Below are 19075 nucleotides of genomic sequence, written 5' to 3'. Positions count from 1 at the left end.
TTATGTGTCCATCATCACATTATACCCGATTTGGCTTAAAAACACCATGTTTGTCAGGAGCTTGTTTTACGCTCTCTCGAAAAAAAGCAAATACAGACTCACATGCATATTGTAATAGCAGGGAGAGTTTGAAAGGAGGTACAAGTATGTTTTCACAGCAGCAGCCAATGAGAAATATGCGTCAGCCGGGACCGCCAAACCGGCCCGCTCCTAACCAGCGCATGATGGGCGGAAGACCGCCCGCAATGCGACAGCCTTCATTTTCCGGCCAGCAGCAAGGTTTCCAGCCCCCTCGCCAGTCATTTCCCCAGCAGCCGGGAATCGAATCCAGAAATGGCTTAGGGGGAGGATTAAAGGGCATGTTGTCCAAGTTTTTGCCGGGTGCAGGAGGCACAGGGGCGCCCGGGGCAGCGGCAGGCGGAGGCTCCGGTTTACAAGGCATTCAGAATCTGGCCAATCCGGCGTCGCTGTCCAGCATGCTCGGCAATGTCCAAAAAGTGCTCGGCATGGCTCAGCAAGTCACTCCCATGATTCAGCAGTATGGCCCATTAGTGCGAAACCTGCCGGCCATGATGAAGCTGTACAGCCAATTGAGCAGCAATGATGACGAAACAGAAAAAGCAGACGGAAAAGAAGCTGAGACGAATGAAACAGATATACCTGATGAAACAGAGACGGTGAAAAAAACGAGCCCAGTTCCCGTAAAACCAAAAGCAAAATCTGCTCCGGCGCCGGCCTCTAAGAAAAAAGAAGTGTCTCCCTCTCCGGTCTCCGCTCCTGTCAAAAGAACGTCAGGCAGTTCAAAGCCAAGATTATATATTTAACATTCTTTGATATCTGAACTAAGATTGGCTATAATAGAGATCAGAAGAATGCAAGAATAAAGCCGTTTAATTACGGCTTTTTATATTGCCTCTCACTCACTTCTGAATAGGAGGACAACCAAAAATGGACGTAGTTAAAATTTCGCCGCGCGGCTATTGCTATGGCGTTGTAGATGCCATGGTCATCGCTAAAAACGCGGCGCTTGATAAAAACTTACCCAGACCAATCTATATACTCGGAATGATTGTTCATAATAAACACGTTACAGATGCGTTTGAAGAGGACGGAATTTACACGCTGGACGGAGCTAACAGATTGGAAATATTAAAGCAGGTAGACAAAGGCACCGTTATTTTCACGGCGCACGGCGTTTCTCCCGAAGTCCGGAGAATAGCAGAAGAAAAAGGCTTAGTCGCAATTGACGCAACATGCCCGGACGTCACGAAAACCCATGATTTAATTTTGAAAATGAAAGCGGAAGGCTATCATGTCATCTATATCGGCAAAAAAGGCCATCCGGAGCCTGAAGGAGCGGTAGGCGTCGCGCCAGATATCGTTCACCTCGTCGAAACTGAAGAGGATGTCCAAAACCTTGATATTCAAGCAGAAAAATTAATCGTAACAAACCAAACGACAATGTCTCAATGGGATGTTCATGACATCATGGAGCTTGTAAAGGCTAAATACCCTCATGTTGAATATCACCAGGAAATTTGTCTGGCTACACAGGTCCGCCAAGAAGCCGTATCAGAACAAGCAAAAAAAGCAGACTTAACAATCGTTGTCGGAGATCCAAAGAGCAACAACTCAAACAGGCTCGCACAAGTGTCCGAAGAAATTGCCGGAACGAAAGCCTACCGCATCGGCGACTTAAGCGAATTAAAGCTGGAGTGGCTTCAAGGTGTAAATACTGTAGCAGTAACCGCTGGCGCTTCTACGCCAACACCTATTACGAAAGAAGTCATTCGCTTCTTAGAACAATTTGATCATCAGGATGAATCGACATGGACAGTTCAGCATAACGTCCCGCTGCAAAAAATCTTGCCTAAAGTAAAAGCAAAAAACTGAGGCCCTTACGCCTCAGTTTTTTTATAAAAATGTAAACGGATTTGTATCTGTCTCAGACACAAAAATATGAACATTATAATTTTTCTCTGCGCACATCGCATTCAGCGTTTTCACAACGCCCTCTTTCATGATTTTTTCAGCATAGTGACCGGGATCAATAACATTCAGCCCCATCATCATCGCATCATGCGCAACATGAAAATACAGATCTCCTGTTACGTAAACATCCGCGCCTTTTCGTTTTGCCTCGTAAATGTATTTATTGCCGTCTCCTCCGAGAACAGCCACCTTTTTCACTACACTCTCAGAATCCCCTACCATGCGGACTCCGTTTACTTGCAGCTTCTCTTTCACAAACAAGGCAAATTCCTGAAGCGTCATATTATCTTTCAGTTTTCCGATCCGGCCAAGCCCTTTTTCTATCGCGGCCTGTTCCACATGATAAATATCATAAGCAACCTCTTCATATGGATGGCTTTTGATCATGGCTTTTATCACGGATTTTTCTAAACTTGCAGGAAAAATGGTCTCAAGCCGGACCTCATGAACCAGTTCAAGCTCTCCAACCTCACCGATAAACGGCTCTGCACCGTCCAGCGGCTTGAAGCTTCCGATTCCCTCCGATGAAAACGCACAATGGCTGTATTCGCCGATGTGTCCTGCCCCGGCGTTTCCAAGGGCGGTTCTGACCTTCTCTTCGTACTCCTTCGGCACATATACGACCAGCTTTTTAAGCGGATCTGAATATGTCGGCACCAGCACTTCGGAATTCTCCAGCTCCAAAGCCTCTGCGAGCAAATCGTTCACTCCGCCGTCCGCTACATCCAGATTCGTATGGGCCGCATACACAGCAATATCATGTTTGATACATTTCTCAATCAGCCTACCGCCAGGCTGATCTGTCGAGATATGCTTAAGCGGTCTGAAAATAGGCGGATGATGGGCAATAATCACATCAACATTTTTTTCAATCGCTTCGTCTACCACACTTTCCAACACATCAAGCGTGACCATCACGTTTTTCACCGGTTTATTCAAAGTGCCGATCTGCAATCCGATTTTGTCTCCCTCAACCGCAAACGCCTTCGGAGAAAATTGTTCAAACAACTGGATGATTTGCTGACCGTTTACTGTTTTATCCATGTCTGATGACCTCCTTTAACAATTCAATCCGTTTTGTGAGTTCTGCTAATTTTTGTTTGTTGTGCCCGGACTGCGCAGCACGGCTGATCTGCTCATGAATTTTTTCAGTATGTTCAAGCTCTTGAGTCCATTTTTTCATAAATACTGCATTCTTTTCTTTTGCTAAAAAAGGACCGACAAGCATTCCGGCTTCAAAAGAAAATCCTTCGTAAGCTGCATCTTTGTCTCCCGCTTCGGCGGCAAGCACTTCATAGCACTTCCCATCCTCCTCAAGAATCATCTCACTCACGAGAGCATAGCCTTCCTTATAGAGCCACTCTCTAATATGGATGGCATGAATATTCGGCTGCAAAATAAGCCGCTCTTTTCCTGTCAGCTTATCTTTGCCAGACTCTAAAATATGAGCGATCAAAGAGCCTCCCATTCCGGCAATCGTAATTGCGTCAACCTCACCTTTTTGAATCACTTCCAGCCCGTCCCCTTGCCTCACTGAGATATGGGAGCTTAAGTTTAATTTCTCAACCTGCTGTTTTGCAGAAAGAAAAGGGCCGTCGGTAATTTCCCCGGCAATTGCGCGGCTTGCTATATGATTCAGCACAGCGTAACAAGGAAGGTAAGCGTGGTCAGACCCGATATCCGCAATCACTGCTCCGCCCGGTATGTATTCCGCTACTGTCTGCAATCTTTTTGATAATTTCATTTCATTCATTGTTATCACAACTTTTCTCAATCATTTTTTCCTTTACTATCATATAAAAAAACAGCCGGGAATCCAAGCTGAGCGAATGATTTTCGTTTATTTCTTTACTCTAATGTGTTTTCTCATTGTAAAAGGTGCTTTTTATGGGTTGTGTTGCTATAGTCTATGCCTTTCAAAAGAACACCCTTAACAAAGGAAGTTTCTGCTTTAAACTAATGAATACGTTTTTCTTTCTTTACTATTTCTGCTTTATAGCGAAATTTCGAATGATCATAATTTCGATCATAGTTCCCAACAAACCAAAAGGGAAGTACTGATTTTCTATTAGAAGGCAAAAATAAAAGGCTGACGAGAGAATCTCGGCGGCCTGACAGATATAGCTTTAAATTTTTGTTATTTAATATTAGACACCCAATCTGCCATTTCATCCAGCTTCTCGGCAGGTACGAGTCCTGACGGCATTCCGTTGCCGCCTTTTTCAATTTTTGTTTTTATTTCAGCAACATCTTTTTTATCTCCCACGCCTTTCAAACTCGGCCCTGAGACACCTTCATAGTTTTCACCGTGGCATGAGATACAGTTGGCCTTGTATATCTCTTCCGGTGAAGCGTTTGCAGTTTCCTTCTCGGCAGACTTGTTTTCCCCTCCGCCTGCAATCTCCTTGGCGTCGCCGAGCCCCTTTACGGATAAAAAGAAAGTGAGCCCTATCCCTAAGACAGCAATCAGCAAAAATGGAATAAGCGGATTCCGTTTCATTTTCCATCCCCCTTTATCATCTTCCCCTATGTAAACAATTCTAATTCTAACTTAATTTTACAAAAAGTAAATGGATCAAGGCGCAAAAATTTCGTTATTCACACTTTATACAAAAAAGACAACAATCTTTTTGTTTTGTCCGATTTCCCTTTTATTCTATTGTATAATTTATTGTATACGCTTACAATAAGAAATGTGGGCATCTTTTTGAATTTTTAGTAAAATGTTCATTTGCAAACGGAGTCATTATTCAGTAAAATAAAGGTATATTATCCATATATCTTTTTGGCAAAAAAAGAACGGATCATTCAGACCCGTTCCACTCTATTCTAGAAAATCCTTCAGACGTTTACTTCTGCTAGGATGTCTTAATTTACGAAGCGCTTTTGCTTCAATCTGACGAATACGCTCTCTCGTTACTCCAAATACCTTGCCTACTTCTTCCAACGTTCTTGTGCGTCCGTCATCAAGCCCGAAACGAAGGCGCAATACATTTTCTTCACGATCCGTTAACGTATCCAGCACATCTTCCAGCTGTTCTTTTAAAAGCTCATACGCCGCATGATCTGAAGGTGAAGTCGCCTCCTGATCTTCGATGAAATCGCCAAGATGAGAGTCATCTTCCTCACCGATCGGTGTCTCTAAAGATACCGGCTCTTGAGCTATTTTTAAGATTTCACGCACTTTTTCAGGTGTAAGATCCATGTCTTCTGCGATTTCTTCCGGTGTCGGCTCTCTTCCTAAGTCTTGCAGGAGCTGGCGCTGCACACGGATTAATTTATTGATGGTTTCAACCATATGAACAGGGATACGAATCGTTCTTGCCTGATCGGCGATAGCGCGTGTAATTGCCTGCCTGATCCACCACGTAGCATACGTACTGAATTTATATCCTTTACGATAGTCGAACTTTTCAACGGCTTTCATCAGACCCATATTGCCTTCTTGGATCAGATCAAGGAAAAGCATTCCGCGTCCTACATATCGTTTGGCGATGCTGACAACCAATCGTAAGTTAGCCTCTGCCAATCTGCGCTTGGATTCTTCATCACCCTCTTCAATTTTTTGAGCGTAGGTGATTTCTTCTTTAGCAGAAAGAAGATTTACCCGGCCAATTTCCTTCAGGTACATACGGACTGGATCATTAATTTTCACACCAGGCGGTACACTGAGGTCATTGAGGTCAAATTCTTCTTCGGCTTTGGCAAGCTGCTGAATATTAGGATCTTCTGTTTCTTCATTTTCACTAATTAATTCAACACCTTGTTCTCCTAAAAATTCATAATACTCATCCATTTGGTCTGATTCAATTTCAAAGCTGGACATACGCTCGGCGATTTCTTCATATGTCAAAACGCCACGTTTTTTACCGGCTTCAGTCAGCTGGTCTTTTACTTGGTCAATTGTTAATTCTGTTTCTGTTTCGTGGGTTTGTTTATCAGCCATTATGGATCCCTCCTTCCAAAGCTTGCAACGAATTCTAAAAGCGGTATTTTTCTTATTCAGTCATTCAGGCGTTTTCTATATGATCAGCCATAAGAAATGTTCGAATAATGAAATGACAATTCATGATGAGGTAAAGCGATCTATTTTGCTCCTCCGCAAGGAATCATTGCCAAATGAGCGCCTTCCCGCAAATTCATGTGTTATTTTAAAGATCGGTTCAATGTAATAATTTCTTGAGCCAAAGATGCCGCTGTGAGAAAATCCTTTTGTCTTTCTGCCTCTGCTCTCTCTTGCTCTTTTTCCTTTATCATTGACCATTTTCGATGATTCAACACTTTTTTTACATAATCCGATAACTCGGCTTCGCTCAATTCTTGATTGATTTGCAGCATCAATATATCGGAAAGCAGCTGGCTGATCGTGTCATCCTGAAATTTTGACATCGCATTTTGAGGTGTCAGCTCAGCTCCTTCTTCATATAAAGCATACAGATATGCAGCCAGCGCCCGGTGCTCGTCGAGATTGAATTCAAATCCAATCCGATCCAGCACTTTTTTTATGACGCCCCGGTCACGTAGCATATGGGCGAGAAGAAGCCTTTCAGCATTTTCATAGGCCGGCCGCAGACGCTTTTGCCTCGCCTTTGTAGTGATATGCGCCCGCCTTGTCTGAGTCTCCCTGTTATTCTGGCTCGGTCCGTTTTGCTTTGAGAATACAGCGAGCTGCTCCGCTAACGATTCTTGTGAAAGAGAAAATTCGGCAGCAAGCTGTTTCAGGTAAACTTCTTGTTCGAGCGACCCTGACAGCGCGCTGATTTCTTTCAAAACGGATTTGATGTAGGCTAACCGGTCGCCTTCATCAGATAAGTTCTTTCCTTTACGGAAGAATTGCATTTTGAACGCCATTACGGTAACACTCGCGTTTATGATGTCATTTTTGAATTTTTCCCCGCCGTATCTCTTCACATAATCGTCAGGGTCCAATCCGTCAGGGATGATGGCCACTCTTACCTTACAATCTTTTTTCATCAGCAGATCTGCGGCTTTTAAGGTGGCTTCATAACCGGCTGAATCGGAATCATAGCAGAGGATGATCTCTTCCACGTTTCTTCTCAGGATCTTCGCATGCTCTTCTGTGAGAGAGGTTCCCATCGTAGCTATGCTTTCTTTCACTCCTGAGCTGACAGCTGATATGACATCTGCAAATCCTTCAAACAAGACGGCTCTTTCCTGCTTCCTGATTTGGAGGCGTGCTTTATGAAAATTGTATAACAGCTTACTTTTATGAAACAGCGGTGTTTCAGGGCTGTTCATATATTTAGGCTGCTGGTCTCCGAGCGCTCTGCCTGAGAAAGCGGCTACAGCACCATGATGATCATGGATCGGAAAAATGATCCGATTTCTGAAACGGTCAAAATAACCGCTGCCGTCTTCCCGCCTGATTAAAAGCCCGGCTTTTTCCATCAGCTCTTCTTTAAATCCCCGTTTTGCCAAAAACTTCGTCATGAAGTCCCAAGAATCAAGAGCGTAACCAATTTCAAACTCATCTATCAGCTCTTTCGTAAAGCCTCTTGACAGAAGGTAATCTAACGCATCTTGACCTTCCTTTGTATTCATTAGCAAATGATGGTAAAATTTCTTCAGAAGCTCATGAGCCTCCGCCATCTTCTGTTCGCCGGATGAATCTGGGCGGGACGCTGTATTAATCGTTATATCATCGGGAAAATCAATTTGATATTTATCAGCAAGGTGGGATACTGATTCGGTAAACGAATAGCCCTCCATCTGCCTCAAAAAGGAGAAAACATTGCCGCCTGCTCCGCATCCGAAGCAATGAAAAATCTGTTTATCCGGCGATACGGAAAATGAAGGCGTGTTTTCTCCATGAAATGGACAGAGTCCAAAGTAATTTCGGCCTTGCTTTTTTAATTGAACGTAATCACCTATGACTTCTACGATATCTGCTGACTTTTGCACCTGATCCACAATTTCATCTGGTATACGATTTCCCATCTTATTAACACTCCGTCGTACATTATTCGATGCCTTAGTCTAAAATCCCTTCATGATTCGACAGGATTTTTTGCAGCAGGGTAACAAATCGTTCTCGATCTTCATTATTTAATTTTTTAGGGCCCTTGGAATATATGCCTTTTCTCCTTTGTTTGCCGGAAATATGGCGGCCTTGAAGCGCGAAATCAATCGTATCTTCCTTATAAAGCCGGCCTCGTTCTGACATGACGCTGACTTTCCTGTTCAGCAATAAGGAGGCAAGCCCTATGTCCTGCGTCACAACAATATCTCCCGGCTTTACATGATTTGCGATATATAAGTCAGCTGCTTCTTTATGAGGATCAACGTACTTCCACTTCTCTTCCTTCCCTCTGGAAAGCTGATAGTGCTCAAATGAAGCTACAAAAAGGACTTGAACATTGAAATCTGATGCAACGAGCAAAATTTCATCTTTTACAGGACACGCATCAGCATCGACAAAAATCGTCTTTTCTTTTTCATCAAGAAGAGTAATTCTCCATCCCTCCATTAATCTCCTGCATAAAAGCAAGCAAAATCGCTCATGCTTCAAAATTGCGGACTATGCGAATTTGTCGAAAAATTTCCGGGAGAAATTCTTGACATCTTACCCATAATAGTTTATTCGTATCAGACTAAGCTTAAACCTAAAATTAATCATTTTATCACAATTTTTTATTATAATACAAACTTCGTAAAGATGCTATTCTTTTTCACTATTCCCTTTTTCCTTACAATCAAAAACCCAGGAGAGAGCGTCCCTGAGTTATTTGTTCTTCGTTTTTAAATGGTGGATGATATTCGCCGTTTCTTCAACCGCTTTGTTGGAAACATCTACAACCTGGCATCCGATCCGATCCACTATCTTTTCGAAATATTCAAGCTCTTCTTTAATTCTGTTAATATTCGCATAGATGGCTTTGTCATTCAAGCCAAGGGATTTTAACCGTTCTTTTCGAATATGGTTCAGCTTATCCGGACTTATTTTCAAGCCGATGCATTTTTTCGGATCAACAGCAAACAGTTCCTCCGGCGGGTCAACCTCAGGAACAATCGGAACATTGGCAACCTTGAGCCGCTTGTGGGCGAGATATTGAGATAAAGGAGTCTTAGATGTGCGGGACACGCCGATTAGGATGATATCGGCTTTTAAAATGCCTCTGGGGTCCCGTCCGTCATCATATTTTACCGCAAATTCAATCGCTTCCACTTTCTTGAAATAATCTTCATCAAGCTGGCGGACGCGGCCAGGTTCATATTTAGCCGTCAGACCGTAAACTGTTTCCATTTTATCTATTAACGGGCCGATAATATCATAATATAAGACATTGGCTTTTTTAGCTTCAGCAATTAAGTATTCGCGTATTTCAGGAACAACGAGTGTAAAACAGATAATGCCGCCGTCTGCCTGTGCGAGAGAAATGACTTCATTAATGGTGCCGATATCTTCAACATAAGGAATTCTTCTTATATTTGTATCGTCCGCAGAGCCATTGAATTGGCTGAGTGAAGCTTTTACGACCAATTCAGCCGTTTCTCCGACTGAATCCGATACAACATATATGATGCGATTGTTCATATTATCCCCCCGTTAGTTTTCATCCTTAGATAATTTCATTTTCTGATAAACTGACGAGTATTTTCGTCATATTCGTTTTTGTAATTCTGCCGATCACTTCGAAACCTTTATCCGTTTCTTTAATGACAGGAAGCGCATCAATTTGTTTTTCGATCAGGTGCCTCCCTATATCCATTACATAATCTTCACGCCTGCAAACCGTAATGTTCGGCATCCTCGTCATAATAATGTGCACAGGTATAGAAGCAAGCTCCTGCTGACCGATGCTGGCTCTGAGCAAGTCCTTACGTGACAGCACTCCGACTAACACAGCGTCACGGTCTACGACAAACAGAGTACCTACATCCTCTAAAAACATGGTGCATATCGCATCATAGACAGATACGTTTTCATGGATAACAACAGGAATAGATTGAAAGTCTTTCACTTGAAGTTTTTTTAATTTATCCGCTAAAAGCTGTGTGCCCGTTTTACCTGTATAAAAATAACCGACTCTCGGGCGTGCCTCAAGGAAGCCTGACATGGTGAGTATGGCTAAATCGGGTCGCAGCGTCGCTCTGGTCAAATTCAGCTGGTCTGCTATATGTTCCCCGGTAATCGGCCCGTTTTCTTTTACAATCTGCAAAATTTGTTCTTGCCGTTTATTGAGTTCGATCGTACTCACCACCTTTTAAGATAAAGCATTCTTCATATCTATGTATCGAATAATAATTCATATTATAACGCAAATTGGGCGTTATCAAACAAAAACTCTTACAAACGGGTAAAAAGACGATTGCCGATCATCTCACAGCAACCGTCTTTCCTTTCTTTATTTTACAATAAGCGCGTTCATATTAGCAAAAGACTTGATTTCGTCTGCCAAATTTATCATTTGGGCTAAGCGGTTCGCCTTTAATGTTTCATTATCCGAATGAACCATTGTGTGGTTAAAGTATTCTTCGATCGGCTCTTTTAATGCGGCCAGCGCAGTCAGTGCAGCTTCATAATCCTTTTTATTGAAGCTGTCATGCAAATCGCGCTTTGCTTCTTTATAGGCATCATACAGCTTTGCTTCTTGTTCATTTTCAAACAGGTCAGGCTGAATATTTCCGTGCTCGCCTTTTTTGCTGATGGATATCACTCGTCCTAACGCTTCAGCTGTTTCTTTAAAACCTGGCGCTCCCAGCTTTTTCTCTAATACATGGGCTTTGTGCAGCGCCGAGTAAGGCTCCAGTTCCGAGCTGTCAAGCACCGCGTCAATCACATCATGGCGGATTTGTTCCGCGTTCATGACATATTTAAGGCGCTGAGTGAAGAAATCCAAAAGTTCGCTGTTTTTGTCTGTTTTCACAAATGTCAGCAGCTGTTCAAACGAAATGCCCCAGTTTTGGTCAAGCAGGATGGAAACGATTCCGCTTGCTTGGCGCCGTAATCCGTAAGGGTCTTGAGAACCTGTCGGAATCACGCCGATCGAAAAGAATGAAGTAATCGTATCAAGTTTATCAGCCAAGGCAACAACAGCACCTGTGAAAGTAGATGGTGTTTCTCCGCCTGCAGCTCTCGGCATATAGTGTTCATTCACAGCGATGGCCACGGCTTCTTCTTCACCGAGCATTCTCGCATACTTCTCACCCATAATGCCTTGAAGCTCAGGGAATTCATATATCATATGTGTGACAAGGTCAAATTTAGAGATTTCAGCCGCACGTGTAATCAGCTTTTTCGTCTCTTCATCAGCTTTTAGCTGATCAGCCAGTTTTTCAGCAATAGTTGTCACTCTTCTCACTTTATCAGCGAGAGATCCAAGTTCTTCATGGAAAACAATATTTTCAAGTTTTTTCACATTTTCATTTATATTAAGCTTCTGGTCTTCCTTATAGAAGAAAGAAGCGTCGGATAATCTGGCTCTGAGTACCTTTTCATTTCCTCGGGCCACATTTTCAATGGCATGGCTGTTTCCGTTTCGGACCGTCACAAAGTATGGGAGTAAATCGCCATTTTGGTCTTTTACAGGGAAATAACGCTGATGCTCCTTCATTGTGGTAACCAGCACTTCCTCCGGAATAGAAAGAAACTCAGGTTCAAAAGAGCCATAAAGCGCAGTCGGGTATTCCACTAAATGATTGACCTCATTCAGCAGATCCTCGTCGACCGGAATGTTCCAGTTCTTTTCAGCAGCAATGGATTCAAGCTGATGTTGTATCATGCTTTTGCGAATATCCGGATCTGCAATGACATGCTGCTCTTTCAGTTTTTCCTCATATGCAGAAGGCGCTTCAATTGACACTTCATGACCGAGGAACCGATGTCCCTTTGTCATATGGCCTGACTGCACATTTGTGATTGAAAATGGAATAACGTCTTGGCCAAATAACGCTACAATCCATTTTATCGGACGGATATAACGCAGGTCTTCATTTCCCCAGCGCATGTTTTTCGGAAAATGAAGGCTTGTAATCAGACCTTCTATTTCTGGAAGAAGTGTCTTCGTGTCTTGTCCGGCTTGGAATTTTTGCACAAAAACATATTCAGTGCCTTTTACATCTTTGATATATAAATCCTCTACACCGGCACCTTGGCCTTTGGAAAAACCGATGGCTGCTTTTGTCCAATTGCCGTCTGAATCTAGGGCGATTTTTTTCGCGGGGCCTTTTGCTTCCTCTTTTATATCAGCCTGTTTTTCTGCTACATCTTTCACTAAAACCGCAAGACGTCTCGGCGTATTGAAAAGCTTCACTTCACCATGAGCGATATTTCTTTCAGTCAGCCAGTTTCCCAGTTTTTCTCCAAGCTGCACCATGCTCTCATGCATAAAGCGCGCCGGCATTTCTTCTAATCCGATCTCTAAAAGTAAATCTTGTTTACTCATGAGAAGAACCCTCCCCTTTAAGCATTGGGAACCCTAGTTTTTCTCGTTCCTCATAATATGTTCTCGCTACTTTTCTTGCTAAATTTCGGACTCTTCCGATATAGCCCGTCCGCTCTGTAACAGAGATGGCGCCTTTTGCGTCCAGCAGGTTAAAAGTATGCGAGCATTTCAATACATAATCATACGCCGGATGAACAAGGCCGTTATCCATTTGTTTATTTGCTTCTTTTTCATACGTGCTGAACAATTGGAACAGCATCTCAACATCAGAGGTTTCAAAGGTATAGACGGAATGCTCGTACTCAGCCATCATAAACAAATCTTTGACGGTAAAGCCTGATGTCCATTCAAGGTCAAATACATTCTCTTTGTCTTGAATATAGGATGCGAGACGTTCTATTCCATAAGTGATTTCAACTGAAACAGGTTTACATTCTAAACCGCCGACCTGCTGGAAATACGTGAATTGCGTAATTTCCATGCCGTCAAGCCACACTTCCCAGCCAAGGCCCGCACAGCCTAAGGACGGGTTCTCCCAGTTATCCTCTACGAAACGGATGTCATGCTTGAGCGGATCAATTCCCAGCGCGCGCAACGAATCAAGATAAAGCTCTTGAATATTATCTGGCGACGGTTTAATAATCACCTGGAATTGATGATGCTGATAAAGTCTGTTCGGATTTTCTCCGTAACGGCCGTCTGCGGGCCGTCTTGACGGCTCTACGTAAGCCACCTTCCACGGCTCAGGTCCGATGCTCCGCAAAAACGTATACGGGCTCATCGTTCCGGCTCCTTTTTCTACATCATAGGCCTGCATCAGTACACAGCCCTCACTGGACCAATGCTTTTGCAGGGTAAGAATCATGTCTTGAATATTCATTTCAAGCACCTCCATTTAGTACATTCAACGTTCACTGCGGCTGCAACCAAAAAACTCCCGTCTCTATGCTTGCCAGCCGCAAACATAGGGACGAGAGTTCTCCCGCGGTTCCACCCTAGTTGCCGGGATTTAACCCCCAGCCTCTTTTTAAAAATTGCTCAAGAATGCCTTTCCTTACGTGCTCATCCTTAGCTTTCACCGGCCTAAGGTCGCTTGATATGAGATAGACGCAAGTACTTCTTTCTGTCACCGCAACATATTTTATAATAAATGATCATATAAAAAGATGGGCTGAATGTCAACTTTTGTTTTCACCCATTAGATTTTTCATACTCTCCATTTGGTCTAAAAAACGTTTTGATTTAAGATAAATTCCGGAATATTCTTCGTAATACAAGTCAATGACCCGTTTTAGCTCATCTTTTGTTTCCTGCTTTATGGATACATTGCCGAGTCTAGAAAGATCAAAGTAATAAAACAGTCTCAAAAGCCTGGCCGTTTGCGGCGTAATCGGCACTTTGTAAGGGTCCTTGCCAAAGCAGCGATGACAGATAAATCCGTTATCCGTGACAGAAAAATGAAACGTTCCATCCTGACTTTGACAATGCACACAGTGGTTGAGTTCAGGATACAATCCTATTACACCCAGCATTTTCATTTGAACGATGAAGGTAATGACATCGGGGTCGGTTCCTTCATTAAGCCTTTTCAAAGACTCAAGAATCAATTCAAACAAATATGGGTTCGGCTTCTTTTCCTCCGTCCCCTTATCAACAAGTTCTGCAATAAAAGCAGCATAAGCTGTCAAAAACAAATCTTCTCTGATGCCTCTCATACTGAGAATCATTTCACCCTGCTGAAGCGTCCCGAGACCTGACGTTTTTTGCATTAAAAACGATCCATACAGAAAAGGCTGGCTGACGGCTGATAAACGGCTGTTGGTTTTTTTGGCGCCTCTTGCCATTACGCCGATTTTGCCGTGCTCCCTTGTCAGCAGGGTCACAATCTTATTTGTTTCGCCGTAGTCATTGGTACGAAGGACAATTCCTTCACATTTTGTCAGCATACCCGCACCTTCCAAAAACAGGAGCGGCCAAGAGGTTTATAAAATTGGAAAATCAAATCGGGCTAGCTCGTCTTCTAGTTCATCGGGTCTTTCCAGGTTCTCCTTTTCCAGTTCTTTAAAAAGAAGATACGTATCAACGCTTCCTGTTTGTGAAAATACGTTCCAGGTAAAATTCAACACAAGAAACCCACCTTTCTGTAGTTAAACTAGCTTATCTAAAACTCCAAATTCTTACCCTTATCTTGACCAGCTGTCCTCCTTTTCATGTTAAACAATTTTTGCTAATACAGCCTTGTTTCTGTGAGGTAATCATACACACTGCTCGCCAGGCAATTATTAATATTCATCCTCTTTAAAACCGAAATCTCGAAGCTGGGACATCTTGTTCCGCCAGTCTTTTTGCACCTTCACCCATAATTCAAGGTAAACACGGGAGCCAAGAAGCGCCTCAATGTCCGTTCTTGCCCTTTTACCGACTTCCTTCAGCAGACTGCCTTGTTTGCCGATAACAATCCCTTTTTGTGAGTCACGCTCCACCACAATAGTTGCGGCTACATGCACAGAACCGTTCTCACGCGCTTTTATGGATTCAATACTGACCGCAATGCTGTGCGGAATCTCTTCCCGTGTCAGATGCAAAACCTTTTCTCTGATTAATTCAGATATAATAAATCGTTCAGGATGGTCTGTTACCTGATCACTCGGATAGAACTGGGGCCCTTCCGGAAGATAGGCTTCAACTTGCGTCAGCAATGTCCCAATATTGTTGCCTTCAAGTGCAGAGATCGGAACAACCTCCTTAAAAGGATAACGCACCCGATATTCGTCTATTAAAAGAAGAAGCTTATCGGGATGGATCTGATCAATTTTGTTCACGATTAAAAATACGGGTGTAGACGTATGCTGCAGCTTCTCAATAATGAACTCGTCACCCTTGCCGTATCCTTCTTCAGCATTGATCATAAACAAAATTAAGTCGACTTCTTTTAATGTATTTTGCGCCACTTTCATCATAAAGTCGCCAAGCTTATGCTTAGGCTTATGAATGCCCGGTGTATCAATAAAAATGGTTTGTGACGTGCCTGTCGTTAAAACACCTTGCACTTTGTTTCTGGTCGTTTGCGGCTTATCGCTCATAATGGCGATTTTTTGGCCGATGACCCGGTTCAAAAATGTAGATTTTCCTACGTTTGGTCTTCCAATAATGGAAACAAATCCTGATTTAAAACTTTCGTTCGTCATGTAAATCCTCCGATGAAAATGCTCCTGGCAATAATTCTTCTGCAGTCATTTCTTTTATTTGTCCTTGTAAATTCGTCAATATCACCAGCATATCCTTTTTGCAGAGCTCTGAAATCACTTGTCTGCAGGCTCCGCACGGAGATACCGGTCCCGGTGTATCAGCGGCAACTGCGAGCATTTGAAATTCCGTATCTCCCTCAGAAACGGCTTTATACAGCGCCGTACGCTCCGCGCAGTTGCACAAGCTGTATGCGGCATTCTCAATATTGCAGCCTCTGTACACTTTCCCATCCGTGGTAAGAAGAGCGGCTCCGACTTTAAACTTTGAATACGGCACATACGCGAGATCGCGTGCTCTTAGTGCTTCTGAAATGAGTTCCTGTCTGTTCATGTGTACATGTTCCTCTCTTACCTAAAATGATACCGCTAACACTTTTATTTTACATAATTACGATTGTTTTTTCACGCCCATTTCTAGAAATGTAAAACAATTGTAAGAAATTTCTACCAAAAAAACTTTGGCAAAAAGATAAGTAAACCAATGATACACGAAATGACGGCAAATACGCAAACAGCTCCGGCAGCCGCGTCCTTTGCGGCTTTTGCAAGGGGGTGCTGTTTATCTGTCACCAAATCTACGGTATGCTCTATCGCCGTATTCAGCAATTCCAACGAGAGCATGCCTCCGATCAGAATCAAAACGACTGCCCATTCTGTTATGTTGATCTCTACAAGAAAGCCGCAGAGAATAACGGCGCAGGCAGCCGCTGCGTGAATTTGAAAATTCCGCTCCGACCGCGCCGTCTTCAAGATTCCCCGGCTTGCATGAACAAAGCTTTTCAACAGCCGATGCCACTCATTTTTATGATCTCGTGAGTCCATAGTTATCCAGCAAATCCTTTTGCTTAGTAAACATCTCCTCTTCTTGCTCTTTCGTCATATGATCATATCCTAACAGGTGCAAAAAGCCGTGTACGGCAAGGAAGCCGAGCTCCCGAAGGAAGGAGTGGCCATACTCTTCCGCCTGTTCTCTCGTCCGATCCGCGCTGATGATAATATCACCTAAAACGGGCGGCATTTCGGCACCCACGATCTCTACTTCGTCTTCCCCCTCCTCTTCAAGGGCAAAGGAAATGACGTCTGTAGGCGTATCTTTCCCACGGTATTCTTTATTAATCTGTTGAATTTCATCATTGGTCACAATGGTGACTGAAACTTCCGCCTGATCTTGGACGCCTTCGCGTTCAGCGGCAAATTGAAGGAGCTTTTCAACTTCCTTCAGCATTTCTTCAGCAACACTTTCTGTCTCATCAATAATGTCTATAAGTAAACTCATTTACTTCACCTTCTGTTTATTAGCCTCCGGATATTCAATCCGGGAGTGGAAAATTCCTTTTAGCGTTGCGCATAATGTTTTTGCAATCGTATCCAGTTCCCTGAATGTCAAGTCGCATTCGCTGAATTGCCCGTCCTGAAGCTTATCTGAAATAATGCCGCGCACAAGCTTTTCAATCCGTTCAGGATTAGGATTGTGCATGGACCTGACCGCTGCTTCGACGCTGTCCGCCACCGAAATAATAGCTGCTTCTTTCGACTGCGGCTTCGGACCGGGATAACGGAACTCTCCTTCTGTAATCTGGTCGCCTTTTTCTTTCGCTTTATAATAAAAGAATTTCAATAATGACGTTCCGTGATGCTGCTCAGCTATATCGACAAGCTCTTTCGGAAACTTATAGCTTCTCAGCATGTTCGCTCCGTCTGCAGCGTGCGCAATAATGATATTTTTGCTAAGCTGCGGAGAAAGCTTATCATGCGGGTTATCAATATTCATTTGATTTTCAATAAAATATTGGGGCCGCTTTGTTTTTCCTAAATCATGATAGTACGCGCCGACTCTTGCAAGCAAGCCATGTGCCCCGACTGCTTCACAGGCGGCTTCCGACAAGTTGGCGACCATGACACTGTGGTGATATGTACCTGGTGTTTCCGTTAAAATTTTTCGCAGCAGCGGATGATTCGGGTTAGACAGCTCAATCAGTCTCATTGTGGACAAAATGCCAAAACCTGTCTCAAAGAACGGCATAAGACCGATAATCAAAACGGATGAAGCCAATCCCGATACAACGCCCATCAGCATTAAAGTCCCGATTTCAAGACTTGACAGTGCGGTATTCTGTATCAATAACAGGGAAAGCACGACGATCATATTGATGAACGAAACAAACAGTCCGGTCTGCAAAATCTTTGATCTCGCATTGTGTTTCCCTAAAAATAAAACACCGGATATACTGCTGATCAGATAAAAAATCCCGATGACATAATTAAATGTCCCTGTCACGCCCTGATTAAACATCATACTTCCGCAAATCGCAAGAATAATACTTCCTAAAATGGCGATTCGTTCGTTCATCAGAAGTTTGATCAATATGGCGCCCGCCGCTATAGGAACGAGGTAGCCAATATTATTATATTCCATTTTTTGAAATAGACTAACAACCTCCATAATCACAAGCAACAGGGTTGTAATGATGGAAAATAACAGAATCGACTTGTTTTTAAACTTTAGGTTCTGATTTTGTTTTTCAAAATAGTATACAAGTGTCGCTATGAAAAGGCCGATGATAATCAATAGTCCGCTGATCGGTTTTAGAAGATTTGAGTTGTTTAATAGCCCTGTCAATTCAAGCTTTCTGTACACTTCACGATCAATGAGATCATTCTCTTCTACAAGCACCTGTCCTTGTTTAATCTGAACCTGCTGGACATTATCTGACGCTTCCTGACGCTTTTCCTCGGTTGCACTCGGATCAAACACGTAGTTCGGGATAATGGCATAACGCCCGATTTCGGTCGCGGCTCCCAGATACTTAGACGGGATGGAATTGCTTTTCAGCTCTTTTGCCACTTTAACCTTTGCAGCAGATAATTTATCAGACGGAATTTCATTGCTCATGACCGAATTGACTGTCGTAATTACAGTATCTCTGACAAATGAAAAATCTTCACTGTCGGCTTTCAGCAAAGTCTTAATAGTATCCTCTGAAATAGAGTCATTCACATCTGAAGTCAGCTTGTTTTTCACGGACTTAACCATCGATTTTTCTGATGGTGGGTCACTGTCTTCATCGGCAGATTTTTTCACTTCACTTATGCTGTCGAATATGGATGACACAAGGTCAAGACGATTATCTGTATATTCTTTTTTTAATGTATATTGGTCTTCGACCGCATCCTCGGCAGCTTGCTTTTTCACTTTTGTCGCTTTTTGATCTTCAACTGTTGCCGGAGCGTATATGGTTTTGTCGCTTACTGAAAACAGGTCTAAATCGAGCGACTCCGGCTTAACATGTACAAATAGCAATCCAAACATAATGGCGGCGAGCAGAAGATATAATAGTACATGCATTGATCGGGCGTTTTTTAGGCTGCGGAATTTTTTTGGGCTGCTCTTGCCCTTCCCCTTCTTTTTCAAAAAAAGAACCTCCTCTT

General features: G+C 43.1%; 19 protein-coding genes. 2 read left to right on the top strand and 17 right to left on the bottom strand.

Annotated features, from left to right (window positions below):
- The first annotated feature begins 146 nt into the window (after nt 1-146).
- Nucleotides 147-824 carry a VrrA/YqfQ family protein gene (vrrA, locus tag AXI57_RS09930; RefSeq protein ID WP_061669980.1) on the top strand — a complete coding sequence of 226 codons (678 nt, stop codon included), beginning with the start codon at nt 147-149 and terminating at the stop codon, nt 822-824.
- 124 nt (nt 825-948) lie between these two features.
- The gene (locus AXI57_RS09925; RefSeq protein WP_061669979.1) at nt 949-1893 is read left to right on the top strand and encodes a 4-hydroxy-3-methylbut-2-enyl diphosphate reductase; all 945 of its coding nucleotides are present in this window, start codon (nt 949-951) and stop codon (nt 1891-1893) included.
- Nucleotides 1894-1914: 21 nt separating this feature from the next.
- Here the strand turns inward: AXI57_RS09925 and AXI57_RS09920 are convergent, their stop codons facing one another.
- The 17 genes from AXI57_RS09920 to AXI57_RS09845 form a co-directional block, all read right to left on the bottom strand.
- Nucleotides 1915-3036 (bottom strand): Nif3-like dinuclear metal center hexameric protein, encoded by a 1122-nt coding sequence (locus AXI57_RS09920; protein WP_061669978.1) that lies wholly within the window; start codon nt 3034-3036, stop codon nt 1915-1917.
- A complete protein-coding gene (gene trmK, locus AXI57_RS09915; RefSeq protein ID WP_238380184.1) occupies nt 3029-3679 on the bottom strand; it encodes a tRNA (adenine(22)-N(1))-methyltransferase TrmK in 651 nt (216 codons plus the stop codon). Before trmK ends, AXI57_RS09920 begins: the two co-directional genes overlap by 8 nt.
- 450 nt (nt 3680-4129) lie before the next feature.
- A complete protein-coding gene (cccA, locus tag AXI57_RS09910) occupies nt 4130-4492 on the bottom strand; it encodes a cytochrome c550 (protein WP_004429509.1) in 363 nt (120 codons plus the stop codon).
- A 324-nt stretch (nt 4493-4816) separates the two neighbouring features.
- Entirely contained in the window at nt 4817-5938 is a 1122-nt protein-coding gene (gene rpoD, locus AXI57_RS09905) for an RNA polymerase sigma factor RpoD (RefSeq protein ID WP_004429506.1), read from the bottom strand.
- A gap of 200 nt (nt 5939-6138) precedes the next feature.
- Nucleotides 6139-7950, bottom strand: coding sequence for a DNA primase (dnaG, locus tag AXI57_RS09900; protein ID WP_061669977.1), 1812 nt, complete (start codon nt 7948-7950; stop codon nt 6139-6141).
- Between the two features lie 34 nt (nt 7951-7984).
- Nucleotides 7985-8479, bottom strand: a complete 495-nt coding sequence (locus AXI57_RS09895) for a YaiI/YqxD family protein (RefSeq protein ID WP_004429502.1) — start codon at nt 8477-8479, stop codon at nt 7985-7987.
- Between the two features lie 255 nt (nt 8480-8734).
- A complete protein-coding gene (locus tag AXI57_RS09890; protein ID WP_004429498.1) occupies nt 8735-9547 on the bottom strand; it encodes a pyruvate, water dikinase regulatory protein in 813 nt (270 codons plus the stop codon).
- 25 nt (nt 9548-9572) lie between these two features.
- Nucleotides 9573-10211 (bottom strand): transcriptional regulator CcpN, encoded by a 639-nt coding sequence (gene ccpN, locus AXI57_RS09885; protein ID WP_034718267.1) that lies wholly within the window; start codon nt 10209-10211, stop codon nt 9573-9575.
- A 147-nt stretch (nt 10212-10358) separates the two neighbouring features.
- Nucleotides 10359-12398 carry a glycine--tRNA ligase subunit beta gene (gene glyS, locus AXI57_RS09880; RefSeq protein WP_061669976.1) on the bottom strand — a complete coding sequence of 680 codons (2040 nt, stop codon included), beginning with the start codon at nt 12396-12398 and terminating at the stop codon, nt 10359-10361.
- Nucleotides 12391-13278: a glycine--tRNA ligase subunit alpha gene (gene glyQ / locus AXI57_RS09875; RefSeq protein ID WP_010789234.1), complete on the bottom strand. Its 888-nt coding sequence runs from the start codon at nt 13276-13278 to the stop codon at nt 12391-12393. Before glyQ ends, glyS begins: the two co-directional genes overlap by 8 nt.
- A 298-nt stretch (nt 13279-13576) precedes the next feature.
- A complete protein-coding gene (gene recO, locus AXI57_RS09870; protein WP_061669975.1) occupies nt 13577-14344 on the bottom strand; it encodes a DNA repair protein RecO in 768 nt (255 codons plus the stop codon).
- A gap of 36 nt (nt 14345-14380) precedes the next feature.
- Nucleotides 14381-14524, bottom strand: a complete 144-nt coding sequence (locus AXI57_RS20840) for a YqzL family protein (RefSeq protein ID WP_004429487.1) — start codon at nt 14522-14524, stop codon at nt 14381-14383.
- A 156-nt stretch (nt 14525-14680) separates the two neighbouring features.
- Nucleotides 14681-15586: a GTPase Era gene (era, locus tag AXI57_RS09865; RefSeq protein ID WP_061669974.1), complete on the bottom strand. Its 906-nt coding sequence runs from the start codon at nt 15584-15586 to the stop codon at nt 14681-14683.
- The gene (locus AXI57_RS09860; RefSeq protein ID WP_061669973.1) at nt 15567-15977 is read right to left on the bottom strand and encodes a cytidine deaminase; all 411 of its coding nucleotides are present in this window, start codon (nt 15975-15977) and stop codon (nt 15567-15569) included. Before AXI57_RS09860 ends, era begins: the two co-directional genes overlap by 20 nt.
- A gap of 113 nt (nt 15978-16090) precedes the next feature.
- A complete protein-coding gene (locus AXI57_RS09855; protein ID WP_061669972.1) occupies nt 16091-16468 on the bottom strand; it encodes a diacylglycerol kinase family protein in 378 nt (125 codons plus the stop codon).
- Nucleotides 16449-16922, bottom strand: coding sequence for an rRNA maturation RNase YbeY (ybeY, locus tag AXI57_RS09850; protein ID WP_004429479.1), 474 nt, complete (start codon nt 16920-16922; stop codon nt 16449-16451). The genes AXI57_RS09855 and ybeY overlap by 20 nt, the downstream gene beginning before the upstream one ends.
- On the bottom strand, nt 16923-19058 hold the full coding sequence (locus AXI57_RS09845) for an HD family phosphohydrolase (RefSeq protein WP_061669971.1): 2136 nt from the start codon (nt 19056-19058) through the stop codon (nt 16923-16925). It lies immediately after the preceding gene.
- Nucleotides 19059-19075: the final 17 nt, after the last annotated feature.

This window comes from Bacillus atrophaeus (assembly GCF_001584335.1).
In the GTDB taxonomy this organism is placed as follows: Bacteria; Bacillota; Bacilli; order Bacillales; family Bacillaceae; genus Bacillus; species Bacillus atrophaeus.
The sequence above is the reverse complement of the archived record's forward strand: the minus strand, read 5'-3'. Positions and strand labels throughout refer to the sequence as shown.